The organism is Lentzea guizhouensis (assembly GCF_001701025.1).
Classification (GTDB): Bacteria; Actinomycetota; Actinomycetes; order Mycobacteriales; family Pseudonocardiaceae; genus Lentzea; species Lentzea guizhouensis.
In genome coordinates this window covers 4,727,840-4,753,072 of record NZ_CP016793.1, presented here as the reverse complement: position 1 = coordinate 4,753,072, position 25,233 = coordinate 4,727,840, and the positions used below count along the sequence as shown (strand labels likewise).

Sequence of the window (25,233 nt, the reverse complement as noted above, 5' to 3'; positions counted from 1 at the left end):
CCTCGCAGGGGGTCTGTCCTTGACGAGGAAGAAGCTATTTCGGCGCCTAGTGCGCGGACATCATCTCGGCGACGCGTTCCGCATCAGCCTGGAGGATGACAACCTACGGTGTTTCGAGCAGACCCCGGTCGTACGCGATCGCCACCGCTTCCGCACGCCGGGAGGCCCCCAGCTTCGCCATGATCCGGGAGAGGTGCACGGACACCGTCTTCTCGCTGATGTAGAGCTCCTCGCCGACCTCGCGGTTCGTGCGCCCGGCGGCCACCAGCTCCAGCACCGCGCGCTCCCGAGGCGTGAAGAGGTCGACCTCGTCCCGGGCCGGTGCGTCCGCCCTGAGGGTGATGCGAGCGCGCTTGGCCACCGCGGCCACGGTGTCCGCGAGCACCTTCGCGCCGAGCTTCGTCGCGGTCTCGTCGGCCTTGCGCAGCTCGTCGGCGGCCTCGTCCCTGCGGTCGGCGCCGAGCAGCGCCTCCGCCAGCCGCCACCGGCACAGCGCCTGCTCGAAGACCAGGCCGTAGCCGAACCCGTCGACGGCGGCCTGCCAGAGCGCGGGGTCACCGGCTCCGGTCAGGGGACTCCTCGGCCTGCGAGGGCCAGCCAGGCGCGGCCCTCCGGTCCGAGCGTGCCGGAGCGCGGAACACCGTTGCGCGCGGTCAGCCGGACGTGCTCGGCGAGCTCGCGGCCGGCCTCCACGGCGTCCCGCTCGGCCTGCGCGTCCCGCTTGCGGCGGGCCTTGGCGGCGATGTCGGCGTAACCGGAGACGCCGACCGCGCCGATCCTGATGTCGGCGAGCCCCCACGGGCCGCCGAGCTTGCGGGTCCACTCCAGCACGTCCGTGATGCGTTCGACGGCCAGCTCCGGACGACCACGCCACAGCGCGAGCTCACCGCCGGTACCGCCGGTGATCAGCGCGATCTGGCTGTCGCGGTGCCAGTCGCTGCGCAGCTTGGTGATCACGCGCTCGGACTCGGCCAGCTGCCCGCGGGCGATGGTGAGGTGGGTGTTGGCGGCCCGCAACCTGGCCAGCACCGTCGAGGACACGGACATGCCCGGCGGTTCGCTGGCCCAGTCCGCGTAGTCCCAGTCGCCCAGGTAGTAGTGCACGAGCACCTGCTGGATGCGGATCTCCAGGCCGAACACGCTCCAGGTCAGGCCGGTCTCCTGGGCCCGGTCGCCGGCCTCGTTGTAGACGCGGGCGGCCGCGGTGAGCTCACCGCGGTCGTAGTGCAGCAGGCCGTGGTAGTACCGGGCCCGCAGCTCGGTGTTGACCGCGCCGACCTCCCGCGCGCACGTGATCGCCCGCTCGAAGTTCTGCCGGGCCTCTTCCGGCCGGTCCGCGTAGTCGTCGAGGATGCCGAGCGTGCCGAGTGCGTCCGCCACGGCTCCCGGCGCGTTCGCCGCCTGCCCGTCGGCGATGGCGCGCTCGGCGGCCTCCCGTGCCTCGTCGCCACGCCGTTCCTGGCGCAGCAGCGACGCCATCCCGGCGAGCACGCGCGCCCGCGTCGGGCTCGCCTCCCGGTCGCGGACCAGCTCCCACGCCGCCGTCATGACCTCGCGGTGCTCCTGGTCGTTGCCGTCCAGGTTCGACAACGCCTGGGCGAGCCGCAGCAGGACCTCCGCCTGCTCCTCCGGTGACTGCCCGGCGAACGCCTTCTTCGCACTGCGCCCGAACGCCACGGCCCGCTCCGGCTGGCCGGCCGTGCCCGCGACCCAGGACGCCCGCCGCAGCAGCACCGTTTCGTCCACATCGGACGGACGCTCGGCCTCCGGTACCGCGTTCCACAGGTTGAGCGCCATCTCCAGGTGCTGCAACGACTCCGCGGGCGCACCCGCGCGTTCGGCCTCCTTGGCGGCCTTGATGAACGCCGTGAGCGCCTGCCCGTGGTCGTGGCTCTGGAACGCGTGGTGCGCCAGGGCCGCCGCGGCACCGCGTTCGTCGAGGTGCTGGGCGAGGTGGTGGGCGTACGCGGCGTGCAGCCGGACCCGTTCGCCGGGAAGGAGGTCCCCGTAGACGGCTTCGCGCAGCAACGCGTGCCGGAAGGTGTAGATCTCGCTGTCGTCCACGACGAGCAGGTGGTGCTGGACGAGCTCGCGCAGCGCGGTGTCGAGCGCGACGTCGCTCATGCCGGCGGCTTCCTCGAGCCGCTCGTGCTGCACCCGGCGCCCGCGCACCGACGCGACCCGCACGACGTGCTGCGCCTCCGGGCTCAACCGCTCGACCCGGCTCAGCAGCACGTCGGCCAGCGCACTCGGCAGCGACGACCGGTCGTCGCACGTCGCCACCGCGATGAGCTCCTCGGCGAAGAACGCGTTGCCCTCGGACCGGTCCGCCACCTGCTGGACGACGTCCTGCGGCAGGTCGTCGCTCAACGCGTCCACGAACCTGCGGGCGTCGGCGGCGTTGAAGGGCGCGAGGTCGAGCCGCTCCACCGCGGGCAGCCGCACGAGCTCGGACAGCAAGGGCCGCAACGGGTGGCTGCGGTGCAGGTCGTCACCGCGGTAGGTGCCGACCACCAGCAGCCGCTGGGACTTCAAGCGGGACAACAGGAACGACAGCAGGTACCGGGTGGACGCGTCCGCCCAGTGCAGGTCCTCGACGACGAGCAGCACCCGCTGCCGCTCCGACAGCTCGGTCAGCAGGCCGAGCACCGCGTCGAAGAGCTGGAGCTGCCCGACGTCCTGCTCGGGGCGCCTTCCCGGGATCAGGCTGGGCGCCAGCATCGCCTCGGTGCCGGGTTCGCGTTCGGCCGGAAGTGCCAGCTGCGGCAGGAGCATCGCGAGCGCAGGCCGGTGCGCGGTCTCGGTCTTGAGCTGGCCCAGGGCCTCGGCGAACGGCAGGTAGGGCAGCCCGGTCTCACCCGCGTCGAGACACCGTCCCAAGAGGACGAGCGTGTCGTCGGCGGCAGCGGCGAGCTCGTCGACGAGCCTGGTCTTGCCGACACCGGCGTCGCCGGCGAGGAGGACCGCGGCGGCGGTGCCGTTGCCCGCGTTGGTGAGGGCGGCGCGCAACCGGGTCAGCTCGCGGTCGCGGGCGACCAGGGGAATTCCGGAACCTAGGCGTGCCACGTGAGGCATGCTCGCACACCTCACGGGCTGGTGCCGCCGGGTTTCCGCGAGGTGCGGTGGATCACGCGGTGGAACCAGCTGCGCGGGCTGCCGTTGGAGCGCTGCCAGGCGCAACGGGCGTTGGCGCGGCGGTAGGCGATCTCGGCGTTGAGTGCTTCCGGGGTCCATTCGGTCATGGACCTCAGAGTGGTGCTGAGGGTGGTCCGCGGGCATTGGGAGAACGGGTGAGGGTTGCGGGTGCAGAGCCTTACCCCGTGCCACCACTGCGGCGGCCAGGGCACCGTCTAGCCCACCGTCACGACCCGCGCCCGTGCCAGCCTCGCCCGGATGCCGTCCGCCTCCGGTGCTCCCAGCTCCGTGAACAACGCCAGCGCCCGCTGCCAGTGCGCCGCCGCGCCCGCCGCTCCCAGCCGGTCGAACACCGCCGCGAGCCGGTCGTGCGCCAGAGCCTGGTGGTAGGGCGACACCGCGTCACACGCGACGGCCAGTGCGGTGCGGGCCGAGGACAGCGCGCCCTCGGTGTCGCCGGTTTCCAGCAGTGCGGTGGAGAGGTCGACGTGGCAGGCCGCCTCGCCGCACTGCTCGCCCACCTCGTGGTACATCCGCAGGGCCACCCGCAGCCACGGCATGGCGTCGTCGTAGCGGTGGTTGGCGAGGTAGAGCAGGCCGAGGTGGTGGTGCGCGTTGGCCTCCGCCCACTTCGAACCGGCGATGCGCGAGACCTCCATCGCCTCGCGGTAGTGGGCTTCCGCCTCCTCGGTGCGGCCGAGGTCCATGAGGGTGCCGGCGACGGTGGTGAGGGCGCGGGCCTGCTGGTGGACGTCCGCCTTGCGGCGGGCCACCTCCAGGGCACCCCGGTGGGCGGCCAGCGCCTCTTCCTTGCGTTCCACCTGCAACAGCGCCACGCCGAGGTTGAACTGCATGACGAACCGGGCGTCGTCGTCGCCGAGCGCGTTCGCGGCGGCCAGTGCGGCCTGGGTGATGCGGAGCGAGGTCTCGCGTTCGGTGCGCAGCCAGAGGTAGCGCGACAGCGTGTACGGCAGCTGCCAGGCGTGGACGTGCCAGCCGGACACCGCGGCGTGTTCGGTGGCGGCGATGAGGTTGGCGCGCTCGGCGTCGAACCAGGCCATGGCGTCGGACGGGCCGGTCAGCGACGGGACGGCGGCCGGGCGGTGCTCGGGGGCCACGAGGACGCTGCCGCGGTTGATCGGGAGCAGGCCGTCGGCCAGGTCGGCGCAGTGCAGGTAGTAGTCGAGCATGCGGCCGGTGGCGGCGCGGCGTTCCGGTTCGGAGAGCTCACCCGCCAGCGTCTTCGCGTAGACGCGGACCATGTCGTGGGCGACCAGGCGGCCCGGTTCGGAGACCGAGAGCAGGTTCGCGGCGGCCAGCGCTTCCAGTGCGCGGTGGGCCTCCACTAAGGAAATCTCGCCCATCGCGGCGACGACGTGCGGGGTCAGGTCGGCGCCGGGGTGCAGACCGATGACGGGCAACAGGCGAGCGGGAACCGGTGGCAGCGCACGGCGAGACGCGTCCAGTGCGGCGCGCACGGGGCCTTCGCCGTCCTCCAGGCCGAGGGCGGCCAACCGGCCGTGTTCGTCCTGCAGCTCTTCGACGAGTTCGGCGACACGCAGCTTCGGTGACACGGCCAGGCGCGCGGCGGCGATGCGCAGCGCCAGCGGCAGGCCGTCGCACAGTTCGGCCAGCGACCGCAGGGCGGCCGCCTCCACGTCGGCGCGGCCGGCGATGCGGCCCAGCACGTCGACGGCGGCGTCCGTGGTGAGCATGTCGAGCTCGATCAGCTTCGCCTCGACCTGGGCGACCAGGCCGACCAGGCGGCGGCGCGAGGTCACGACCACGCACGAGGGCGCGCCCGGCAGCAGCGGCAGCAGGTCGCCGGAGCCGCGGACGTTGTCGAGCATCACCAGCATCCGGCGGTCCGCCAGCAGGGTGCGCAGCAACGCGGACCGTTCGTCGACCGACACCGGGGTGTCGCCGGCCGGCACGCCCAACGCGCGCAGGAACCGGTTGAGCACCTCGCCGATCTCCAGCGGCTCCCGGTTCGGGTCGTAGCCGTGCACGTCGACGTAGAGCTGGCCGTCCGGGAACTCCTCGCGGACCCGATGCGCCCAGTGCAACGCCAGCGCCGTCTTGCCCACACCGGCCGGACCGGTCACCAGCAGCACGGGCCCGTCGTGCGCGCGCAGCAACGAGTCCATCAACGCCAGCTCTTCGTCCCGGCCGATCAACGCGACGGGCGCGCGCGGCAGCTGCGCGGGCACGGTCACCACGGGCTCGGGCGCGGGTTGCGCCGGTAGGCGGACCGGCGCGCGTTCCGGTTCCGGGCTGTCCCCCGCCAGCACGGCCTGGTGCACCCGGCGCAGCTCCGGCCCCGGCTCCACACCGAGCTCGTCGATCAACACCCGGCGCGCCTCCCGGTAGGCCGCCAGGGCTTCCGCCTGCCGTCCCGCCTGGACCAACGCGCGCATCAGGAGCCCGTGACCGCGTTCCCGCAACGGATGGTCGGCCACGAGAGAGGTGAGCTGCGAAACGAGCTCAGGCCCCTGTCCGATCGCAAGACCGAGCTCGGCGCGTTCCTCGACCACGGCCAGACGGCGTTCCACGAGACGACCGCGTTCGACGTCGGCGAAGAGGCCGGACAATCCCCCCAGCGGCTCCGCGCGGAACAACGCCAGCGCGTCGTCCAGCTCGACCGCCGCTCCGGCCAGGTCCCCGGCCACCCTCATGCGGTGCGCGAGCGAGACCTGGCGTTCGAAGACGTCGAGGTCCAGCGCGCCCGGCTCGACCCGCAGGAGGTACCCGTCCCCGACCGACGTCAGCAGCTCCGCGGGAGCCCGGCGGGCACGGGTCGGTTCCAGCGCGCGCCGCAGCCCGGCGACGTAGGTCTGCACGAGGTTGACCGCGCTGGAGGGCACGTTGTCGCCCCAGACGGCCTCGATGATCGTCCCCCGGCTCACCGAGGTGTTGCGCGACAGCAGCAGCACGGCGAGCACGGCACGTTGTTTCGCCGCCCCGAGATCAAGCTCGTGACCTGCGCGAACGACCCGGAGAAGGCCGAGAACCTCGAACCGCAGGGGCTCCTCGCCGAGTGTCACCGATCTGTCCTTCGCCTGGTGGCCACCTGGAGCTTGAAGATCACTTCAGTCGGGCTCCAGTCGTGCTGTAGAAGGCATTCTTACGCTTAGCGTGTCCAACCAACCACAGACGGCGAGATCAACGGAAACCCGGGGATCGAACCAGTCGACGGGGTTGGACCGGACAGCGGAACACCCGCTGCTCCCCATGATCGACGTGGGTCGGCCGGCGTGCAAGGGGCATCCAGCCCGCGGCGGCGGAACGCCGGCCGGCCCTCGTCCCCCTTGACCACGACGAAGCCCCGGCTGGGTGATCAGCCGGGGCTTCGTGGTTCTTGCGGGTACCTGACGATCAGCCGACGAACACGCCGGTTCTCGCGGCGGAGAGGAAGCTCTCCCATCCGGCGGAACCGAACCGGAGCTGGGCCCCGTCCGCGTTCTTGCTGTCACGCACAGCCGCACCGGCTGAGACGAGCGCGATCTCCACGCAGTCCGGCCCGCTGGCGGACGATCGGCTGCTCTTGCGCCAACGCAAGCTTTCCACTCTTCGTTCACTCCCGGTCTCAAGTCACGTGAGTGTGCGAGCGACCTCTGTGATCAGGGATGCAGATTCCGCCGGCTTGAGGGCGGTTCTCACCAGGCGCTCGAACACCTCGGCGTACCAATTGACGTCACTCGACTGCTCCAAGTAGACGCCGCTTCTAGTGCTCTCGATGTACACCACGTCGGGGTCGAGCCGTTCGGGGAAGCTCAGGATGACGAACGGCCCGTCCATCGCCGCGTAACCACCGACGCTGAACGGCACGACCTGCATCGTGACGTTCGGCATTGCACCGACTTCGAGGAGACGCGCCATCTGCGTGTGCATCACCCCCGTGCCGCCGACGAGCCTGCGCAGGGCGGCCTCGTCGATCACGACGTGCAGGCGCAACGGGTCGTCCTCGCTCAGCAGGGCCTGCCGAGCCTTGCGCAACCGGACCCGCCGGTCGATCTCCGCGGCACTCGCCTCGGGGAGCACCTGGGAGATCAACGACCTCGTGTACGCCTCGCACTGCAGCAGACCGGGGATCATCAGGCCCTGGTAGGTCCTGATCGAGTCGGCGTCGGCCTCGTACCCGACGTAGCGACCGGGCACGATGTCGCCGAACTCGTCCCACCACGCCTTGCGGCGGGCCTCCCTGGCCAGCTGGACCAGTTCCTCGAGCGTGGCGGCGTCCGCACCGTAGGCGGTGAGCATGTCCCGCACGTCGCGCGGGCTCACCCCCACCCTGCCGGTCTCGATGCGGCTGATCTTGGACGCCGAGCACTCCAGGCGCTCTCCGACCTCCTCGATCGTCAGCCCGGCCGCTTCGCGCAACCGCCGCAGCTCGCTCACGAGCCGGCGCTTGCGCAGGGTCGGGCTGCTACCCCGTGGCATCCACACCTCCTGGTCCGGCTCCAAGTTTGAGAGCAAAGAACATCCCCGCAAAGGGACGTCATCCATTCGTGTACTGCAACTTGCAGTTCTCATCTGGAGCAGGCCAGTCTGCATGGGTTGCTCACGCAAGGACTGGAGCTCTGAGCCTGATGGCCGTCACGGTGTTCAGCCAACTGGACAAGTCGCTGCACTCCCACCTGGCCACACTCGCAGACCTCGCCGTGCGCGGTGACGACCAGACGGCCCTCGTGCTCGCCAGGGTAGAGCTGCCGAGGGTGGTCGCGGTCGTCAAGGCGTTGCTGGACGAGCACCAGCCCGACGAGCACGGCCGCTGCGCCACGTGCAAGCGCGGCTGGTTCTCCCGACGGATGCCCGCGCCGTGCCGGGCCTATCTGTCGGCGCAGCTGATCCTGACCGTGGTGGGCCAGGAGACCTCGCGCGGCAAGCACCTGCGCTCGGTGGGCTGACCCCGCCGAACTCCACAGTCCTTCAGCTCCGACCTGACCTGGGCCGGCTCCGCATCCCCCGACCGGAGCCGGCCCTTCTACGTCCAGCCGGGTCGTCACTTCGCGTGAGGTTTGACCGCGAAGATCAACACGACCGGCTGAAACATCTGTCACAGCGCCGACTCCGCCCGCATCATTGGTGGTGACGCGGCCTGATCCCGGATTCTCGTGCCGACACGGAGGTGTTCCCGTGCCGACCCCGCATGACCGCGCCGACGCGCTCGCTGCCGTCCGGCCGCGCCGCCTGCTGCCCTTAGAACCTTCCTGAGGGCCCCTTCGCTCACTCCCCTCCCCACGCCCTGTGCCTGTTGCACAGGGCCATGCGGCTGTTCCCACGAAAGGCAAGACACGTGAACCACCTCCACAGGTCCAACGCCGCCGACCACACGCCGCACAGTCCTCCGGGCACGTCCCGGCTGGTGCTGCGGCACGACCTGCCGGCGAGCTTCGTGCTGTTCCTTATCTCCATCCCGCTCTCCCTCGGGATCGCCCACGCCACCGGTGCGCCGTTGATGGCCGGGCTCATCTCGGCGGTCGTCGGCGGTGTGGTGGTCGGTGCGCTCAGCGGGGCGCCGTTGCAGATCAGCGGGCCCGGCACCGGACTCGTCGTGATCGTGGCCGGGCTGGTGGCGCAGTTCGGGTGGGCGGCCACGGCGGCGATCACGCTGGCGGCCGGGGTGCTGCAGCTCGTGCTGGGGCTCACCGGGATCAGCCGGCTGGTGATGTCGCTGTCACCCGCGATCGTGCACGGGATGCTGGCGGGCATCGGCATCTCGATCGCGGTCGGGCAGCTCGTGGTGGTGCTCGGCGGCACGGCGGCCTCGACGGTGCCCGCGAACCTCGCGCTGCTGCCGGGTGAGCTCGCCGGGTCGCACCTCGGGTCGGTCGTCGCCGGCACGGTCGCGATCGCGGTCCTGCTGCTGTGGCCACGGGTTCCGCGTGCCTCGCTGGTACCCGCGCCGCTGGTGGCCGTCGCCGTCGCCACGGGGCTGGCGGTCGTGCTGCCCCTCGACGTCGCGCGGGTCGACCTGCCGGACAGCCACGACCTGGTGTTCCCGGCGGTGCCGCAGGGCAGCGTCGGCACGGTGGTCGCGGCCGTCGTCACGGTCGCGCTGGTGGCGAGCATGGAGTCGTTGCTGTCGGCGGTGGCCGTGGACCGGCTGCACGACGGGCCGCGCCCGGCTCGACAAGGAGCTGCTCGCGCAGGGCACCGGCAACGTGCTGGCGGGCGCGCTCGGCGGGTTCCCGATCAGCGGCGGCCTGGCGCGCAGCTCCACGAACGTCGCCGCGGCGCGCGGACCCGGTGCGCGGCGGTCCTGCAGGGGCTGTGGATCGCGGTGGCGGTGCTCGCGTTCGCGGCGGCGCTGGAGCAGATCCCGCTGGCGGCGCTGGCCGGTGTGCTGCTGGTCGTCGGGCTCCGGCTCGTGTCCGTCGAGCGGATGCGGAACCTGCTGCGGCACCAGGAGTTCGGGGTCTACGCGGCGACCGCGCTCGGCGTCGTCCTGTTCGGACTGCTCGAAGGCGTGGTCGTGGGGCTCGTGATCGCGTTGCTGCGCGCGCTGTACCGGTTGACGCACTGTTCGGTGCGCGTCGAGGGCAACCGGGTGTGCGTGCACGGGTCGCTGGTGTTCCTCGGCGTCGGGCGGCTGGTGCGCGAGCTGCGCCGGTTGCCGCTGGGCCAGACCGTGGTGCTGGAGCTGCACGTCGACTACCTGGACCACGCGTCGTTCGAGGCGATCGACGACTGGCGCGAGGGCTACGAACGGCTCGGCGGCCGGGTGCGGGTCGACGAGGTGCACGACACCTGGTACGACCGCGCGAACCAGGGCACACCGGGGCGGCGCAAGACGCTGCCCGGCCCGCTGCCGCGCTGGTTCGCGCCGTGGTCGCACTGGCAGAGCTCGGCCGCACCCGCGCTGCCTGCCCAGCGGTCCGCGCCGGAGAGCGACCCCATGCTGCTCGGCATGCTCGAGTTCGAACGCCGGTCCGCGCCGCTCGTCCGGCCGTTCCTGCACGAGCTGGCGGTGCGCGGGCAGCGGCCGCGGCAGCTCTTCATCACCTGCGCCGACTCGCGGGTGGTGCCGAACCTGATCACCACGTCCGGGCCGGGTGACCTGTTCTGCGTGCGCAACATCGGCAACCTGGTGCCGACACACGGCTCCGACGACCGCTCGGTGGGCGCCGCGATCGAGTACGCGGTGGAGATCCTCAACGTCAGCACGGTCGTCGTGTGCGGACACTCCGACTGCGGCGCGATGAAGGCACTGGTGAACGGCGGCGCGTCGCGCGGCTCGCACCTGCACTCGTGGCTGCGCAACGCCGAACCGTCGCTGATCCGCTTCCACGCCCCCGCCGCGCCCCGCTGCGCGGAGCTGCCGGTCGCCGACCGGCTGGCCGTCGCGAACGTGGCGCAGCAGCTGGACAACCTGCTCGGCCACCCGAGCGTGCGGGAGGCGATCGCGGCGGGCACGCTCTCGTTGAAGGGCATGTACTTCGACATCTCGAACGCCCGCGTGTACCTGGTGGACCCGGACCGCAACGGGCTCGAACCGGTGCCGTCACCGGCCTAGAAACGCCGGAGCCGCCCCGATTTCCCGGGGCGGCTCCAGTTCGTCCTCACGCGTGGGTCAGCAGGTGCCGATCCACGAGCACTCGACGTCGAAGCGCTCCTTCGCGGGAACCGTCACGCGTTCCTGCTCGGGGGCCTTGCGCTGCTGCGGAACCGACTGCACCTCCGGCGTGGCCGGCTGAGCGCCACCGTCGGCCGCGAGCCGCACCGCGACCTTGTCCTCGACCGTCTTGGGGCTGAACCACAGCACCACGTTGTTCTGCACGACCGAGAACACCAGCTGCCGGCCCGCCTGCGTGGTCACGTAGCCGGACAACGCCGAGACGCCCGAGAGCGACCCGGTCTTGGCCAGCACGTTGCCCTCGGCGGCGGTGCCCTTCATGCGGCTCGCCAGCGTGCCGTCCCTGCCCGCGACCGGCAGCGACGCCGACCAGGTGCCGAACCACGGCTTGGTCTTCGCCTTCACCAGGACCGAGGTCAGGTCGTCCGGCGACATCTGGTTGAGCCGGGACATGCCGGAGCCGTCGAAGACCTCGATCCAGTTCGGGTCGACGCCCAGGCCCGCCCACTTGCGGCTGAGCTGGTTGACGCCGTTGGCGAACGAGCCACCCGCGGTCTTGACCAGCACCTCGGCCAGCATGTTGTTGCTGTTCTTCAGCAACGGGGTGATCAGCTGGCTGAGCGGCTGCGACGTGTCGGACGCCAGCACCGCGGCACCCTGCGGGGCCTTGGCCCGCTTGACGCCGCCGAGGACCTGGACGCCGTTCTGCTCCAACGCCTTGCGGAACACCGACGAGACCAGCGCGGTCGGGTCCTTGACGGTGGACAGCGCGGTCGTCTCGACCCAGGTCGAACCGCTGACCTTGATCACGTTCGTGCCGTGCTCGCGTTCGACGGTGATGCCGGCGTCGCCGTTGGACGTCGCCGTGTTCTGGATCTGCACCACGTCGTTCGCGGGCTCGACGCTCACCTGCACCGGTGCGCCCGTCGTGGCACCCGGCTTCACGCGCACGACCACCGTGCCCGCGCTGTACCGCGCGTCCGGCGAGAGCGTGAGCGCTGAGGTTTCCGCGCTGTAGGAGTACGGCTCGTCGTCCCACGCCCAGCCACTGCCGTACGGCTGGGCGTCGAACGCCGTGTCGTCCAGCACGAGCGCGCCGGTCACCTGCGTGAGACCGCTGTTCTTCACCGATGCCGCCAGCGCCTGGTAGCGCGAGGCGGACATCGTCGGGTCACCGGTGCCGCGCAGGACGAGGTCACCGGTCAGCGTGCCACCGGAGCGGGCACCCGACGACTGCAGCTCGGTCTTCCACCGGTGATCCGGCCCCAGCAGGTCGAGCGCCGCCGCGGTGGTGAGCACCTTCAGGTTCGACGCGACCTGAGAGCGCTTTCCACCGGACCGCGTGTAGACGACCTCGCCGGTGTTCGCGTCCCGCACGGTGATCCCGACGTCCGCGCCCTTCAGCCCGGGGTCGGCGAGGATGGCGTCGAGATCGCGCGTCAGAGCCTCGTTGTCGACCGCCACGGCGCCGCCGCTCGACGTCAGGGTCAACCCTGCCGCCGCAGCGACGACCGCCCCCAGCAAACGAAATTTCACGCTTCCACCTCAGACCTGTCGCCTGACCACAACGTGTGGAAGCTACCGGCCTTGTCGATGCGGCGATAAGTGTGGGCACCGAAGAAATCGCGCTGTCCCTGCACAAGAGCGGCGGGCAGGCGTTCGGAGCGAAGTCCGTCGTAGTAGGCCAAAGCGGACACGAACCCAGGAGTCGGCACGCCGGATTCCACCGCACGGACCACAACGCGCCGCCAAGCAGCCTCCGCGTTCTGGACGGCGTCGCGGAAGTAGTCGTCCACCAGAAGCGACGCGATATCGGCGTTGTTGTCGTACGCCTCGCGGATGCGGTTGAGGAACTGCGCGCGGATGATGCAGCCACCGCGCCAGATCGTGGCCATCGCGCCGAGGTCGATGTTCCAGTCGAAGTTCTTCGACGCCTCGCGGATCATGTCGAAGCCCTGCGCGTACGCGACGACCTTCGACGCGTACAGCGCCTGGCGGACGTCGTCGACCAGCTCGGCGTCCGGCTTCGCGACGACCTCACTGGCACCGAACGCGTCGCGCACGGCCTTGCGCTGGTCGGTGTGGCCGCTCAGGCTCCGCGCGAACACGGCCTCGGCGATGCCGGTGACGGGGACGCCGAGCTCCAGCGCCTCCTGCACGGTCCAGCGGCCGGTGCCCTTCTGCTCGGCGGCGTCCTCGATCACCTGCACGAGCGGCGTGCCGTCCGCGTCGACGTGCTTGAGCACCTCGGCGGTGATCTCGACCAGGTACGACTCCAGGTCACCCGAGTTCCACTGGGTGAAGACCTCGGAGATCTCCGCGGGCGTCTGGCCGCCGATGCGGTTCAGCAGGTCGTACGCCTCGGCGATCAGCTGCATGTCGGCGTACTCGATGCCGTTGTGCACCATCTTGACGAAGTGCCCGGCACCGTCCGGCCCGACGTGCACGCAGCACGGCTGACCGTCCACCTTCGCCGCGATCTCCTCGAAGACCGGTCCGACGTGCTTGTACGACTCGGCCGGACCACCCGGCATGATGCTGGGACCGTTGAGCGCGCCCTCCTCACCACCGGAGATGCCCGCGCCGACGAACAGCAGCCCCTTCTCCTTCAGCGCGGCCTCACGGCGGCGCGTGTCGTTGAAGTGGGCGTTGCCGCCGTCGATGACCATGTCGCCGGGTTCGAGGATCTCGCTCAGCTCGTCGATGACGGCGTCGGTCGGGCCACCCGCCTTGACCATGATGATGATCTGGCGCGGCGTCTGCAGGCTGTCCACCAGGTCCTGCAGCGTCTCGGCGCCGACGAAGTCGCCCTCGTGGCCGTGCTCGTCCAGCAGGGCCTTCATCTTCGCGGGGGTCCGGTTGTGCACGGCGGTTTTGAAGCCGTGGCGCGCGAGGTTGCGCGCGAGGTTGCTGCCCATGGTGGCGAGACCGGTGACCGCGATGCGTGCTTTGCCTTCCGTCATGCGCACAGCCTGCCGTGTTCGTGCGCTTTTCGCGAGACGTCACAGGGTCTTCTCAGCCACGGTTTCGCCAGGTGAACCGCGTCACGCCGGAGTACGTATGGCTAGGCGTAAGTTGGGTTTCATGACGTTTGTGAGCGAGGGCACCTCGGCCACCGACCGCGCCGAGCGCTACGGATCTCAGCTGGTCAAGCACTTCACGCACAAGGACCTGGAAGGGTCCTGGGAGGACGGACGCGGTTTTGTCCGGTTCTCCGTCGGAACGGCGTCCTTCACCGCCGCCCCGGACGCGCTGCGGATGCGCGTCGAAGCCTCTTCGGAGGAGGACGCCGCACGGCTGCGCGATGTCGTGGAACGGCACCTGGTGCGGTTCGGCACGCGCGACGAGCTGACCGTCACCTGGTCCGGCTCAGGCAGCGAGAACTGACGCCGCCATCCCGATGAGAGCGGTACCACACACCCGCTCGAACGCCGTGCGGATCTTCGGCTTGCTCAGCACCGTGCCCAGCTGACGAGCCAGCGGGACCACCACCACCCAGAACCCCGCGAACACACCGACCGTCACGGCACTGAGCAGCGCGGCCTGCGGGAGCGGCGCGCTGTGCGGGTCCATCGCCTGCGGGATGAGGCTCAGGAACGTGAGCATCACCTTGGGGTTCAACAGATCGCAGAGCACGCCGCGCAGGAACACGTTGCCGTTGCCGCGCGGCTGCTCCTGCGTCTTGCCGGCACCCTTGAGGGTCATGAAGCCGAGGTAGGCGAGGTAGAGCGCGCCGATCGCCTTGACGACGAAGAGCGCCGTCGGCACGGCCACCACGAGCGCACTCAGGCCCACGGTCGCGAGCGTGGCGTGGATGAGCAGCCCGGTGATGACACCCAGGGCCGCCGTCACGCCCAGCCTGAGGCTGCGCACCGCGTTCCCCATGATCAGAACGAAGTCGGGACCGGGCACGACCGTGATCACCACGAGTGCCAGCAGGAACGACGTCCACGCGATGTGCATGACCGGGATCCTCCGCCACTCGTTCTGCCGCATTCCAGCTGGTCAGTACGATGTTCGCTTATGCGCGAACAAGCCGAACTGGATTCGGTCGACTGGCACATCCTGGAGGAGTTGCAGAACGACGCCACGCTGCCGAACCGGACCCTGGCGGAGATCGTCGGCTTGGCGCCTTCCTCCTGCCTGCAACGGGTGCGCCGGCTGCGCGAACTGGGCGTGATCACGGGTTCGCACGCCGTCGTCGACCCGGCCACTCTCGGGCTGCCGCTGGAAGCCGTCATCTCGGTCAACGTGCGACCGCACACGCGCTCGGTGGTGGCGGCTTTTCGCGCGTTCGTGATGGCGCAACCGGAGACGCGGTCGATCTTCCACGTGTCCGGGCAGGCGGACTTCCTGATCCACATCGCGGTGGCGGACTCGACGCACCTGCAGGCGTTCCTGATGGACAAGATCGCGTCGCGGACGGAGGTGCGGAACCTGACCTCGTCGGTGGTGCTGGAGCGGGTGGAGACGCGGGCGCTGACACCGCCGGCGAACCTGAGGCCCACGCACCGGCGACGTCGCACGGACTAATCAGCGGTTGAGGGTCAGCGCGTCGAGGTCGATCACCAACGGGGCGGGACTGAGAAGCTCGACCTTCCCGGTGCCACCGCCGACGTACTCGTACCGGCCGTCCACGAGGACGTACGCACCCAAGCTGATCGACTCGTCGTCGAACTCGACGATCCAGTAATGCGGAATACCGGCTTCGGCGTACTCGTCAGGCTTCACCTGGCGATCGGTCTTCTCCGAGCCCGGCGACACGATCTCCACCGCGAGCAGCACGTCCGCCGCGGTGAACCGGCGTCGTCCATCCCCCCACGTCGCGACAGGCACCACCACGATGTCCGGCTTGCGAACAGTGGCCCGCGGAAGCACCTTGAGCAAGACGTCGACTTCGGTCTCGATGCTCAGCTCATCGGGGAGCTGCATCTCCAGCGAGTGAGCGAGCCTGCGCCCGGCACGTTGATGCCGAGGCTCCGGGGAAGCGGCCACGTGCAGGACTCCGTCTACCAACTCGAGGTTCTTGTCCTCTGGCATCGCGTCCCACTCGTCCAGGCTCACCAGGTGATCGCGCCACGCTTCCGCGGTCATGCGCACACCGTCCTTCCGCCCTGAGCTCCCGCTACCAGTCAGTGTAGGCATCGACCCCGGTCACGCCCGGCTTGATGACCCACACGGGCGGTTCGAACAAGCGTGCTAGGAGTTGCTCCATCAGGCGGCGGCGGTCGTCCTCGCCGTGCGTCGCAGCCGCCCAGCGCCTCAGTCCGACTTGATCACCCGGATCAGGCCCTCCTGCACCACCGTCGCCACCAGCTGCCCGTCCCGGGTGAAGAACCGCCCGGTCGCGAGCCCCCTGCTCCCGGAGGCGGAAGGCGACGTGGTGTCGTACAACAACCACTCGTCAGCCCGGAACGGCCGGTGGAACCACATCGCGTGGTCCAGCGAGGCACCGAGCACCTTGTCCAGCCCCCAGTACACGCCGTGCCGCGCCAGGACGCCGTCCAGCAGCGTCATGTCCGACGCGTAGGTCATCACGCAGAGCTGCAGCATCGGGTCGTCCGGCAGCGTGCCGTCGGCCTTCATCCACACCCGTGACGCGGCCTCACCGGGACCGTCCTCACGCGACTCCCACGGCGGCTCCGTCACGTAGCGGACGTCGATGGGGCGCGGGAACTTCAGGTTCACCAGCGGGTAGCTCTTGGCGGACTCGCTCCACGTCGGCAGCGTCTCGGGGTCCGGCACCGCCGGCATCTCCGACGAGTGCTCGACGCCCTGCTCCTCCACCTGGAAGGACGCGGACAGCGAGAAGATCGCCTTGCCGTGCTGCACCGCCACGACGCGGCGGGTGGTGAACGAGCGGCCGTCGCGGATGCGGTCGACCTCGTACACGATCGGCACCCGCGGGTCGCCGGGCCGGATGAAGTACGAGTGCAGGGAGTGCACCCGCCGCTCCACCGGCACGGTCCGGCCCGCGGCCACCAGCGCCTGTCCTGCGACCTGCCCGCCGAAGACGCGCACCGGCGACTCGGCGGGTGACACACCGCGGAAGATGTTCTCCTCGATGCGTTCCAGGTCGAGCAACGCGACCAGGTCGTCCACTGCGGATTGTCCGCTCAGGCCAGACGGGTTCTCAGCGGCGGCACGGGCGGCCTCAGTCACGGCAGAAATCTCCTAGCGGCACGGGCACGGCAACGGCCCCGCGCCCTCACACGACCAGTATGAGGGGGCGGGGCCGGCGTTCACGTCGTATCGGACTGAGAGTCCAACCACTACGCGTGGTCGTCCTCCCCCAGCCGGTGCACCCGGATGAGGTTCGTCGACCCGATGGTGCCAGGAGGCGATCCGGCGACCACCACCATGAGGTCACCGGCCTGGTAGCGGCCGATCTCCAGCATGGCCACGTCGACCTGGCGGACCATCTCGTCGGTGGACTCCACCCTCGGGACCAGGAACGTCTCGGTGCCCCACGTCAGCGACAGCTGCGAGCGCACCGACGGCTCCGGCGTGAACGCCAGCAGCGGCAGGTGCGTGTGCAGGCGCGCCAGGCGGCGGACCGTGTCGCCCGACTGCGTGAACGCGACCAGGGCCTTGGCGTTGAGGCGCTCGCCGATGTCGCGGGCCGCGTACGAGATCACGCCGCGCTTGGTGCGCGGGACGTGCGTCAGCGGCGGCACGACCGTGGACTCGGTCTCGACGGCCTCGATGATGCGGCCCATGGTCTGCACGGACTCGATGGCGTAGCGGCCGACCGAGGTCTCGCCGGACAGCATCAGCGCGTCGGCGCCGTCGAGCACCGCGTTCGCGACGTCGGACGTCTCGGCGCGGGTCGGGCGGGAGTTGGTGATCATCGAGTCGAGCATCTGGGTCGCGACGATGACCGGCTTGGCGTTCTCGCGGGCGATCTGGATCGCGCGCTTCTGCACGAGCGGGACGTGCTCCAGCGGCAGCTCGACGCCCAGGTCACCGCGGGCGACCATGACGCCGTCGAAGGCCAGGACGATGGCCTCGAGGTTGTCCACTGCCTCCGGCTTCTCGATCTTCGCGATCACCGGGAGACGGCGGCTGCCGGAGCGGTCCATGATCTGGTGGACCAGGTCGATGTCGGCCGGCGAGCGGACGAACGAGAGCGCGATGAAGTCGACGCCCAGCGAGAGCGCGAACTCCAGGTCCTCGATGTCCTTCTCCGACAGCGCCGGCACGGAGACGTCCATGCCGGGCAGCGAGAGGCCCTTGTTGTTGCTGACGGGTCCGCCCTCGGTGACCTCGCACACGACGTCGGAACCTTCGACGTCGACGACCACGAGGCCGACCTTGCCGTCGTCCACGAGCAGGCGGTCGCCGACCTTGGCGTCCTTCGCGAGCTCCTTGTACGTCGTCGACACGCGGTCGTGCGTGCCCTCGACGTCCTCGACGGTGATGCGGACGACGTCGCCGGTGTTCCAGTCGACAGGACCCGCGGCGAACCGGCCGAGGCGGATCTTGGGACCCTGGAGGTCGGCGAGGATGCCCACGGCCCGGCCCGACTCGTCGGCTGCCGCACGGACCATGTCGTAGACCTGCTTGTGGTCGGCATGGCTGCCGTGGCTGAAGTTCATCCTGGCCACGTCCATACCGGCCGCTACCAGGTCGCGGACCTTGTCCGGCGTGCCAGTGGCGGGACCGAGGGTACAGACGATCTTTGCGCGTCGACTCACGTCTTCAGAGAGTAGACCCCGTTCCTGGACCGATCCCGAACTACTCCTCGGTAATGTTCTGACAATGGGTCGAGTCCTCCCCTTCGTGACCGCGGCGTTGCTCAGCGTCGTCGTGTTGTTCACCCCCGAGTCAGGTGTGCCCTCCTCGCCGCCCGGCACGGACAAGGTCGTGCACACGCTGCTCTTCGCCCTGCTCGCGTTCACCGGGCTCTACGCGAAGGTTCCTCACGTCCTGTGGGCGCTGGTGGCGTACGCCGGGCTCTCGGAGGTGCTGCAGGAGGTGATCACGCCGCTGCACCGCAGCGGGGACGTCGTCGACGCGCTGGTGGACGTGCTCGGGATCGGTCTCGGCTGGGCTATCGCCGCGGCTTTTCGCTCACGCCGACGTGGTCCTCGCACCACGCGTTCAAGTCCCTGAGCTGCCGCCACGCCTTGCGGACCCGGTCGAGGCTCCCCGGCTCGTGCAGCACGTCGTCGGGCTCCCAGACCTTGCGCACCCAGATCGACCGGTGCTTGAGCAGGTCGAGGTGCGGGTGGTCGTCGGCGAACCCGCGCGGCTTGGACCTCATCACGTCCCCGTGCAGCTTCCAGCCCTGCTTGACCAGCTTGTCCACGATCTTGCGCAGCAGCAGCCCGTGGGCGTCGACCGAGGCGCGGTAGCGGGCCAGCTGGTCGGACTGCATGTGGAACGAGCCACCGCCGACCATCAGCCCCTCCGGGCTGATCTGCACGTAGTACGCGCCGCCGCCGCGGCCCTTCTCGATCACGCCGCCGCAGTGGTCCTTGTACGGCGTCTTGTCCTTGGCGAACCGCACGTCGCGGTACGGGCGGAACACCTTGCCCTCGCCGAACTCCTTCTCCAGCGCCAGCAGCAGCGCCTCCATCGGGGCGCGCACGTCGCGCTGGTAGGTCTCCTTGTTGTCGTCCCAGTACGCCTTGGTGTTGTCGAGGACCAAACCGTCGTAGAAGTCGATGGCGTACTCGCCGAAACCGCTGAACGTCACCGAGTCAGCCTAGGCCGCACGCCCAAATGCGTGAAAATTCGTTTGAGCTCAGACAGTCAGGGCCATACTCGGAGGAATGCCACGCCGTACCAACGCGCTCGCGACCTGGCTCCAGCGGCTCGACCAGGGCGAGGTGGCGGCGATCCTCACCCACCGCAGGGACGTGGGCGACCGGCTGCTGCGATCCCTCAAGGACCTCGCCTACCAGCTCACCGACCCGGACTCGGTGCACCGGGCCGAGGGCGAGCTGGACCAGGGCGCGACCGACGTGCTCGGCGCGGTCATCAGGCTGGGCCACGCCGCGAGCGTCGACGCGGTGTGCGCCGAGCTGCGGTGTTCGGCGCAGGAGTTCGACCGGGCGTTCGCGCAGCTCAAACGGCGTGCGCTGGCGTGGCCGGAGGGGGCGGTGCTCAAGGAGGTCAACTCCGTGCGGGCCCTGCACGCCCGGCCGCGGCTCACCCGCGGCCACCGCGGCGCGGCGCAGGCCGGCGACGACCGTGTCCGGGTCGTGCCGCATGTCCACTGTGGATGGTGTCGGGCGGCTGCTGCGCACTGCGGGCAGGACACGTTCGACGCCCGCTACACCGGTGGGTCGCGACGGGGAGATCCGGCGGGTGCGGGTCCTGCGGGTCGCGACGGGGTGCTGCGGCTGTGGCTGGAGCTGGCGGTCGAGGCGCAGCTGCTCGGGCTGGACCGCGGCCGCCTGCTGCCGACGAAGCACGCCGAGCTCGCGGCGCTGGCCGGGGCGTGGCAGCGGATGGACTGGCGGCCGGACCCCGAGCAGGCGCGGGCGGCGTTGCGCGACTACGCCGGGCAGTCCGGTGCCGAGCTGCGGAGGTCGACGCTGGAGGCGTTCAGCGCCGGCCACGCCGTCGTGGACACCGGTGAGCTGGTCGCGGAACTGGTGTGGGAACGGCCGGCGGTGCACGAGGCGCGGGCCACGGCGGTGGTGATCGCGGAGCTGGAGGCACTCGCCCTCGTCGCGGGTGGCGCGTTGACGCCGTTGGGCCAAGCCTTGCGACACAACGGCGACATCGAGGCCGCCGCGGTGCGGTTGATGCCCGCCGCGACCGACAGGGCGGTGTTCCAGACGGACATGACGGCGGTCGTGGACGGGTTGCCGTCGACGTTGCTGAGCTCGACGCTGAACCTGCTGGCCGACCTGGAGGACAACGACACGGCGCGGGTGTGGCGGTTGTCGGCGGGGTCGATCCGGCGGGCGCTGGACGCGGGGCTGTCGGCCGACGAGGTGCTGTTGCGGCTGACCGTCGTGGCGGACGGGCCGGTGCCGCAGGCGGTCGAGTACCAGGTGCAGGACGTGGCACGGCGGCACGGGCAGCTGACGGTGACCGAGGTGGCGTGCTGCGTGCGGGCGGAGGACCCGGCGCTGTTGCAGGAGATCGCGCGGGTGCGGGCGTTGCAGCCGCTGGGGTTGCGGTTCCTGGCACCGACCGTGCTGGCGTCGAGGTCGCCCGTGGAGGAGACCTTGGGGGCGTTGCGCAGAGCGGGTTACGCGCCCAAGGGCGTTGACGGCGGCGACCGGTCCGTTGTGGAGCGAGTCCGGCCGGAACGAGCGCCGGCGCGCGGGGAACGCCGGCCGGAGTGGCGCCGGACCGAGCTGGACGACCTGGAGCTGACGCAGCTCGCGGTGCGGCTGGTGGAGCAGGAACGCCAGGTGGTCGGCCGGGGCACGCCGCGGGCGAACGCGGCGCGGATGTTGCGCGACCAGAACGTCTTCCTGCGCGACGAGGAGGTGCAGCTGCTCGCCTCGGCTCTGGTCGACGGCCGGCCGGTGCGGATCACCTACGCGAGCGGGCCGCGGCAGACCGAGACGGTCCTCATCACTCCGGTCAAGCACCTCGACGGCGTGCTGTCGGCGGACTGCGAGGGCGGCACGAGCCGGGACTTCCCCATCGAGCACGTGCGGAAGGTGCTGGCACCGGGCGGATGAACACCTGGTGAAGTCGCGGTGACCTCGATGATCACGCGCGAATACTGGCGGTGTGCCCGACCCGATTTCCACCGGACTGCTGATGGTGCTCGAGACCGTGCTGGAGCGCTTCCTGCTCGGCCTCTTCGACGTGGCGCACAAGGGGGCCAAGAACAAGAGGCGGCAGCGCGAGCTGACCAGGCCGGGGCCGCTGGTCGAGCGGATCAGCACCGAGCTCGCCCGCGGTGAGCTCAGCGGTGTGGCCGAGCACGAGTGGCAGGCCGCCGTGGCCGCGGTGCGCGAGTCGATCGAGGCCGCGCTGCCGTTGCGCGAGGACGAGGCGCTGCAGGTGATGCTGACGCCCGAGACGCTGCGGGCGCACGTCCTGGCCAGGTCGGAGCGGATCCGGCGCGCGGCGGGGCTCTCGGACGCCGCTGCGGCGCTGTACGACGCGCTGGTCTCCAGGGTGAGCGTGGCGATCGTCGAACTGGTCTGGTCGCAGCCGGAGTACGCGCGCCGGCTCGCCGTGGCCATGTTCCAGATCAGCCAACGCACCGCCGACGCCATCGCACGGCAGCCGGAACAGCAGCGCAAGGCGCTGGTCGCGGCGCACCGGGACTTCGAGGACCGGTACGCCGAGCAGGTCGCGCACGCGCTGGGCGGGCTGGAGCTGTTCGGCGTCTCGCGGGGCCGGGCGCCGCGCCGGCACTCGTTCGACACCTCGTACGTGTCGCTGGCGGTGGCGCGGGTCGGTGACACCGACGAGCTGACCGGTGCCGGGCTGCCGGTGGCGGCGGCGCTGACGGACACGCCGCGGGTGCTGATCCGCGGCGGTGCGGGCGCGGGCAAGACGACGTTCCTGCGCTGGCTCGCGATGAACGCGCTGGGCGAGACGCGGACGTCGGGCAACGAGTGGCTCGGCCTGGTGCCGTTCTTCGTGCCGCTGCGGCAGTTCACGGCGTTGCCGAAGCCGGAGGAGTTCATCTCCTCGACCGCCTCGATGATCGAGGAGGAGAAGCCGGCCGGGTGGGTCACCGCGCGACTGCGGGAGGGCCGGGCGCTGGTGCTGGTCGACGGCGTGGACGAGCTGGTGTGGGAGCGGCGGGCCGAGGCGCGGCAGTGGCTCGCGCAGCTCGTGGCCGCCTACCCGAAGGCGCGCTACGCCATCACGACCAGGCCGGCGGCGGTGCCGGAGGACTGGCTGGAGGACAGCGACTTCGCGGCGTTCGACCTGTTGCCGTTGAGCGACAAGGGGGTCCGGGACTTCGTCGAGGCCTGGCACACGGCGGCGCGGGACGAACCGGGGCTGCCCCGCGACGCGCGGGTGTGGCTGGCCGAGTGCGAGACTCGGCTGCTGGCGACCCTGGCCGGGCGGCCCGCCCTGCGGCGGCTGGCGTCGAGCCCGTTGCTGGCCGGGTTGCTGTGCGCGTTGCACCAGGACCGGAACATGCACCTGCCGCGCGACCGGCGGTCGTTGTACGAGGCGGCGCTGGACCTGTTGCTGGTGCGGTGGGACGAGGACCGCGGGCTGGCGCTGCCGTCGTTCTCGAAGGAGGAGCAGCTCGTTCTGCTGCAACGGTTCGCGTACTCGCTGGTGCGCAACCGGGAGCTGATGGTGCCGCGCGAGGAGGCCGTGCACCGGCTGGGCAACGCGATGCGCGGGCTGCGGTCGCACGACATCGACCCGCACGAGGCGATGCAGCGGCTGCTGGAACGAGCCGGGCTGCTGCGCGAGGTCGGCACGGACCGGGTGCAGTTCGTGCACCGGACGTTCCGCGACTACCTGGCGGCCAAGGAGGTCGTGGACGCCGGTGACCTGAACCTGCTGGTGGACCGGGCACACCTGGACGAGTGGCACGACGTGGTGGTCATGGCCGTCGCGCACGCCCGGCCGCGCGAACGGGCGCGGGTGCTGCTGGACCTGCTGGCGGGCAACGACGACACGCGCAAGGACGAGCGCGGCCGGGACAAGCTGCGGTTGCTGGCGCTGGCGTGCCTGGAGCAGGCCGACGTGATCGAACCGGAGTCGGCGCGCACGCAGGTGACGTCCGCCGCCGCCTCGCTGATCCCGCCGACGAGCTTCGCGCACGCCGACGCGCTGTCCGAGGCCGGGTCGTTCGTCGTGGACCTGCTGCCGGGCCCGGAGGAGGCCGGGAACTCGGTCAGGGCCGCGTACATCGTGCGGACGCTCGCGAACATCGGTGGTGAGGGCGCGTGGGAGCGGCTCGCGGAGTTCGTGGCGGTGGACCACGCGATGGTCATCGACGAGCTGCTGCGGGCGTGGCGGAACACGCCGGACGCGGAGGACTACGCGCGGACCGTGCTGTCCAGAGTGGACTTCGGCGAGCGGCGGGTCGACGTCCGGGGCTGGCACCGGATCCAGTTCATCGCGCACCTGGCGAAGCTGCGGTACGTGCGGTGCATCGGCAACATCAACCCGCTCGACCCGCTGGGCGCGATGCCGTCGTTGCACCGGCTGGAGCTGTGGCAGAACGAGGTCATGCGCGACCTGGCCCCGCTGGCGGTGTCGGGGTCGCTGCGGGAGCTGCACCTGAGCCGGTGCCGGCCGCTGGGGCGGATCGACCTGTCCCCGGTGCGGGGCCTGGACGAGCTGCACCTGCACTTCAGCCGGGTCGACCTGGCGTCGCTGGAGGGTGGTGCGGTGCGGCGGCTGCAGATCCGCGACGAGGGCACCGACGAGGGCCTGGCCGCGCTGCCCGCGTTGCCCGAGCTGCGCGAGCTCGCGATCGACCACCGCCCGCCCTACTCGCTGGCGGGGCTGCAGCGGTGGCCGACCATCACGACGCTGGAGGTGTTCGGCGTGCCTGACGCCGATGACCTGCGGGTGCTGCCCGCGTTGGCGCACCTGGTCGTGCACCAGCCGGAGTCACCCGCGCGGCTGGAGGAGCTGCGTCAGCAGCTGCCGGGCGTGCGCGTCACCACCTGATGTCGGCGAGGCTGCCCAGCGGCGGGCGTTCGGAGGCCTCCTGCAGCTGCACCGAGGACGTGTCCGCGGCGTGCAGCTCGGCCGGGAACGTGAAGCTCACCCGCTGCTCGACCTCGCTCAGGGACACCTGGAACACCCGGAACTCGTCGAGGTCGAGCGCCTCGGCGAGCACGAGGTTCTGGGTGAGCAGGAACGCGCTGCAGCGCAGCTCGCCGCCGACCACGAACGCGACGGCCTTGAAGAACTCGCGCGGGATCGGCACACCGCGGAAGACCCGGTCGTCGGCGTTGAAGACCGGCCCGCCGTAGACGCTGACCTTGAGGTCGTCCACGTCGACGTCGGCGAGCACCGCGTCCTCCAGCCTGCCCCAGAGCCCTTCCTTGGTGCTCTGGTTGAAGTCGTCCATCTGCGGCGTGATGTTCGTGAAGAAGAACGAGTCCTTGTTCGCCTTCTTCGCCTCCGCGGCCGGGCCCCAGCAGAGGTCCGCGCGGCGCGCGATGTGCCCGCGGTCGAGCCGGTTGTCGCGGTAGAGCTCGTCGCCGGTCTGGAACTCCGCCGGGACGCGCGGGTCCTTGATGAACGGGATGCCGGTGCGGCTCAACGCCTTCATCGCGCCGCCGTCGATGTTCCACGCGACCCAGCTCGCGAACCTGCGCGACTTGCTGAGCGCGAGCGAGAAGTGCGTGTAGTCGATGGTGGTCGAGCCGTTCAGCTCGACCGCGTCCTGCGCGCCCGCCTCGGTCAGCGCCGGGATCCCGGCGTCCGTGCCGAGGAACCCGGTGTCGAAACCGGTCTGCACCGCTGTGCTGGTCATGTGTCGCCCCCTGGTCGGTCACCTGCAGGGTCGACACATCTCACGGGACCGTTAGCCGGGTGCACCCGAACGGCCCAGTGTTCACCAGTTCTTCCCGGCCAGTTCGCCGTGGGCGCCGTCCGGTCCGCAG

22 protein-coding genes are annotated in these 25,233 nt (G+C 70.7%); 8 read left to right on the top strand and 14 right to left on the bottom strand.

Annotation, left to right across the window (positions count from 1 at the left end; translation table 11 throughout):
* Positions 1 to 103: 103 nt before the first annotated feature.
* Positions 104 to 361: a response regulator transcription factor gene (locus tag BBK82_RS56335; RefSeq protein ID WP_335618108.1), complete on the bottom strand. Its 258-nt coding sequence runs from the start codon at positions 359 to 361 to the stop codon at positions 104 to 106.
* Between the two features lie 10 nt (positions 362 to 371).
* Here BBK82_RS56335 and BBK82_RS56330 point away from each other — a divergent pair, with 10 nt between their 5' ends.
* On the top strand, positions 372 to 518 hold the full coding sequence (locus BBK82_RS56330; protein WP_335618107.1) for a hypothetical protein: 147 nt from the start codon (positions 372 to 374) through the stop codon (positions 516 to 518).
* A gap of 49 nt (positions 519 to 567) precedes the next feature.
* Here BBK82_RS56330 and BBK82_RS23520 read toward each other — a convergent pair whose 3' ends face one another.
* The 5 genes from BBK82_RS23520 to BBK82_RS23505 all read right to left on the bottom strand — a co-directional run bounded on the left by BBK82_RS23520 (position 568) and on the right by BBK82_RS23505 (position 7,575).
* A complete protein-coding gene (locus BBK82_RS23520; protein ID WP_335618106.1) occupies positions 568 to 3,066 on the bottom strand; it encodes an ATP-binding protein in 2,499 nt (832 codons plus the stop codon).
* Positions 3,067 to 3,086: 20 nt separating this feature from the next.
* Positions 3,087 to 3,242 (bottom strand): hypothetical protein, encoded by a 156-nt coding sequence (locus BBK82_RS50445; protein ID WP_154697450.1) that lies wholly within the window; start codon positions 3,240 to 3,242, stop codon positions 3,087 to 3,089.
* Between the two features lie 108 nt (positions 3,243 to 3,350).
* A complete protein-coding gene (locus BBK82_RS23515) occupies positions 3,351 to 6,179 on the bottom strand; it encodes an AfsR/SARP family transcriptional regulator (RefSeq protein WP_065916933.1) in 2,829 nt (942 codons plus the stop codon).
* Positions 6,180 to 6,510: 331 nt separating this feature from the next.
* On the bottom strand, positions 6,511 to 6,645 hold the full coding sequence (locus BBK82_RS23510) for a DUF397 domain-containing protein (RefSeq protein WP_418287517.1): 135 nt from the start codon (positions 6,643 to 6,645) through the stop codon (positions 6,511 to 6,513).
* A gap of 81 nt (positions 6,646 to 6,726) precedes the next feature.
* Entirely contained in the window at positions 6,727 to 7,575 is an 849-nt protein-coding gene (locus BBK82_RS23505; protein ID WP_065921296.1) for a helix-turn-helix domain-containing protein, read from the bottom strand.
* Positions 7,576 to 7,724: 149 nt separating this feature from the next.
* Between BBK82_RS23505 and BBK82_RS23500 the strand changes: the two genes are divergently transcribed.
* Both BBK82_RS23500 and BBK82_RS23495 read left to right on the top strand, forming a co-directional pair.
* Positions 7,725 to 8,042, top strand: coding sequence for a hypothetical protein (locus BBK82_RS23500; protein WP_065916931.1), 318 nt, complete (start codon positions 7,725 to 7,727; stop codon positions 8,040 to 8,042).
* Positions 8,043 to 8,431: 389 nt separating this feature from the next.
* Complete coding sequence (locus tag BBK82_RS23495; RefSeq protein ID WP_335618105.1) at positions 8,432 to 10,651, top strand: carbonic anhydrase; 2,220 nt, start codon at positions 8,432 to 8,434, stop codon at positions 10,649 to 10,651.
* 57 nt (positions 10,652 to 10,708) lie between these two features.
* On the opposite strand, the gene dacB is transcribed toward BBK82_RS23495, so the two are convergent.
* Both dacB and gndA read right to left on the bottom strand, forming a co-directional pair.
* Positions 10,709 to 12,247: a D-alanyl-D-alanine carboxypeptidase/D-alanyl-D-alanine endopeptidase gene (dacB, locus tag BBK82_RS23490; protein WP_065916930.1), complete on the bottom strand. Its 1,539-nt coding sequence runs from the start codon at positions 12,245 to 12,247 to the stop codon at positions 10,709 to 10,711.
* Positions 12,244 to 13,674 carry an NADP-dependent phosphogluconate dehydrogenase gene (gndA, locus tag BBK82_RS23485; protein ID WP_065916929.1) on the bottom strand — a complete coding sequence of 477 codons (1,431 nt, stop codon included), beginning with the start codon at positions 13,672 to 13,674 and terminating at the stop codon, positions 12,244 to 12,246. Before gndA ends, dacB begins: the two co-directional genes overlap by 4 nt.
* 121 nt (positions 13,675 to 13,795) lie before the next feature.
* Here gndA and BBK82_RS23480 point away from each other — a divergent pair, with 121 nt between their 5' ends.
* Positions 13,796 to 14,098, top strand: a complete 303-nt coding sequence (locus tag BBK82_RS23480; RefSeq protein WP_065916928.1) for a DUF2218 domain-containing protein — start codon at positions 13,796 to 13,798, stop codon at positions 14,096 to 14,098.
* On the opposite strand, the gene BBK82_RS23475 is transcribed toward BBK82_RS23480, so the two are convergent.
* Complete coding sequence (locus BBK82_RS23475; protein ID WP_065921295.1) at positions 14,081 to 14,674, bottom strand: LysE family translocator; 594 nt, start codon at positions 14,672 to 14,674, stop codon at positions 14,081 to 14,083. The genes BBK82_RS23480 and BBK82_RS23475 overlap by 18 nt on opposite strands.
* Before the next feature lie 60 nt (positions 14,675 to 14,734).
* Here BBK82_RS23475 and BBK82_RS23470 point away from each other — a divergent pair, with 60 nt between their 5' ends.
* Positions 14,735 to 15,244 (top strand): Lrp/AsnC family transcriptional regulator, encoded by a 510-nt coding sequence (locus BBK82_RS23470; protein WP_065916927.1) that lies wholly within the window; start codon positions 14,735 to 14,737, stop codon positions 15,242 to 15,244.
* Here BBK82_RS23470 and BBK82_RS23465 read toward each other — a convergent pair whose 3' ends face one another.
* The 3 genes from BBK82_RS23465 to pyk all read right to left on the bottom strand — a co-directional run bounded on the left by BBK82_RS23465 (position 15,245) and on the right by pyk (position 18,408).
* The gene (locus tag BBK82_RS23465) at positions 15,245 to 15,805 is read right to left on the bottom strand and encodes a Uma2 family endonuclease (protein WP_065916926.1); all 561 of its coding nucleotides are present in this window, start codon (positions 15,803 to 15,805) and stop codon (positions 15,245 to 15,247) included.
* Positions 15,806 to 15,973: 168 nt separating this feature from the next.
* On the bottom strand, positions 15,974 to 16,873 hold the full coding sequence (gene tesB / locus BBK82_RS23460; RefSeq protein ID WP_065916925.1) for an acyl-CoA thioesterase II: 900 nt from the start codon (positions 16,871 to 16,873) through the stop codon (positions 15,974 to 15,976).
* A 110-nt stretch (positions 16,874 to 16,983) separates the two neighbouring features.
* The gene (gene pyk, locus BBK82_RS23455) at positions 16,984 to 18,408 is read right to left on the bottom strand and encodes a pyruvate kinase (protein ID WP_065916924.1); all 1,425 of its coding nucleotides are present in this window, start codon (positions 18,406 to 18,408) and stop codon (positions 16,984 to 16,986) included.
* 64 nt (positions 18,409 to 18,472) lie between these two features.
* Between pyk and BBK82_RS23450 the strand changes: the two genes are divergently transcribed.
* On the top strand, positions 18,473 to 18,826 hold the full coding sequence (locus BBK82_RS23450) for a VanZ family protein (RefSeq protein ID WP_065916923.1): 354 nt from the start codon (positions 18,473 to 18,475) through the stop codon (positions 18,824 to 18,826).
* On the opposite strand, the gene BBK82_RS23445 is transcribed toward BBK82_RS23450, so the two are convergent.
* Positions 18,765 to 19,412 (bottom strand): DUF2461 domain-containing protein, encoded by a 648-nt coding sequence (locus BBK82_RS23445; protein WP_065916922.1) that lies wholly within the window; start codon positions 19,410 to 19,412, stop codon positions 18,765 to 18,767. The two genes, BBK82_RS23450 and BBK82_RS23445, sit on opposite strands and share 62 nt — an antisense overlap.
* A gap of 76 nt (positions 19,413 to 19,488) precedes the next feature.
* On the opposite strand from BBK82_RS23445, the gene BBK82_RS23440 reads away from it, so the two are divergent.
* Together BBK82_RS23440 and BBK82_RS23435 are read left to right on the top strand one after the other, a co-directional pair.
* Positions 19,489 to 21,363 carry a helicase-associated domain-containing protein gene (locus BBK82_RS23440; protein WP_065916921.1) on the top strand — a complete coding sequence of 625 codons (1,875 nt, stop codon included), beginning with the start codon at positions 19,489 to 19,491 and terminating at the stop codon, positions 21,361 to 21,363.
* 52 nt (positions 21,364 to 21,415) lie between these two features.
* Positions 21,416 to 24,289 (top strand): NACHT domain-containing protein, encoded by a 2,874-nt coding sequence (locus BBK82_RS23435; protein ID WP_065916920.1) that lies wholly within the window; start codon positions 21,416 to 21,418, stop codon positions 24,287 to 24,289.
* Here the strand turns inward: BBK82_RS23435 and BBK82_RS23430 are convergent.
* Positions 24,279 to 25,103 (bottom strand): DNA/RNA non-specific endonuclease, encoded by an 825-nt coding sequence (locus tag BBK82_RS23430; protein ID WP_065916919.1) that lies wholly within the window; start codon positions 25,101 to 25,103, stop codon positions 24,279 to 24,281. The two genes, BBK82_RS23435 and BBK82_RS23430, sit on opposite strands and share 11 nt — an antisense overlap.
* Between the last annotated feature and the right edge of the window lie 130 nt (positions 25,104 to 25,233).

What these genes read in the sequence shown, in the direction of transcription:
- BBK82_RS50445 (WP_154697450.1), bottom strand. Translation starts at nt 3,242, where the DNA reads ATGACCGAATGGACCCCGGAAGCACTCAACGCCGAGATCGCCTACCGC.
- BBK82_RS23505 (WP_065921296.1), bottom strand. Translation starts at nt 7,575, where the DNA reads ATGCCACGGGGTAGCAGCCCGACCCTGCGCAAGCGCCGGCTCGTGAGC.
- BBK82_RS23500 (WP_065916931.1), top strand. Translation starts at nt 7,725, where the DNA reads ATGGCCGTCACGGTGTTCAGCCAACTGGACAAGTCGCTGCACTCCCAC.
- gndA (WP_065916929.1), bottom strand. Translation starts at nt 13,674, where the DNA reads ATGACGGAAGGCAAAGCACGCATCGCGGTCACCGGTCTCGCCACCATG.
- BBK82_RS23480 (WP_065916928.1), top strand. Translation starts at nt 13,796, where the DNA reads ATGACGTTTGTGAGCGAGGGCACCTCGGCCACCGACCGCGCCGAGCGC.
- BBK82_RS23475 (WP_065921295.1), bottom strand. Translation starts at nt 14,674, where the DNA reads ATGCACATCGCGTGGACGTCGTTCCTGCTGGCACTCGTGGTGATCACG.
- BBK82_RS23470 (WP_065916927.1), top strand. Translation starts at nt 14,735, where the DNA reads ATGCGCGAACAAGCCGAACTGGATTCGGTCGACTGGCACATCCTGGAG.
- BBK82_RS23465 (WP_065916926.1), bottom strand. Translation starts at nt 15,805, where the DNA reads ATGACCGCGGAAGCGTGGCGCGATCACCTGGTGAGCCTGGACGAGTGG.
- BBK82_RS23450 (WP_065916923.1), top strand. Translation starts at nt 18,473, where the DNA reads ATGGGTCGAGTCCTCCCCTTCGTGACCGCGGCGTTGCTCAGCGTCGTC.
- BBK82_RS23440 (WP_065916921.1), top strand. Translation starts at nt 19,489, where the DNA reads ATGCCACGCCGTACCAACGCGCTCGCGACCTGGCTCCAGCGGCTCGAC.
- BBK82_RS23430 (WP_065916919.1), bottom strand. Translation starts at nt 25,103, where the DNA reads ATGACCAGCACAGCGGTGCAGACCGGTTTCGACACCGGGTTCCTCGGC.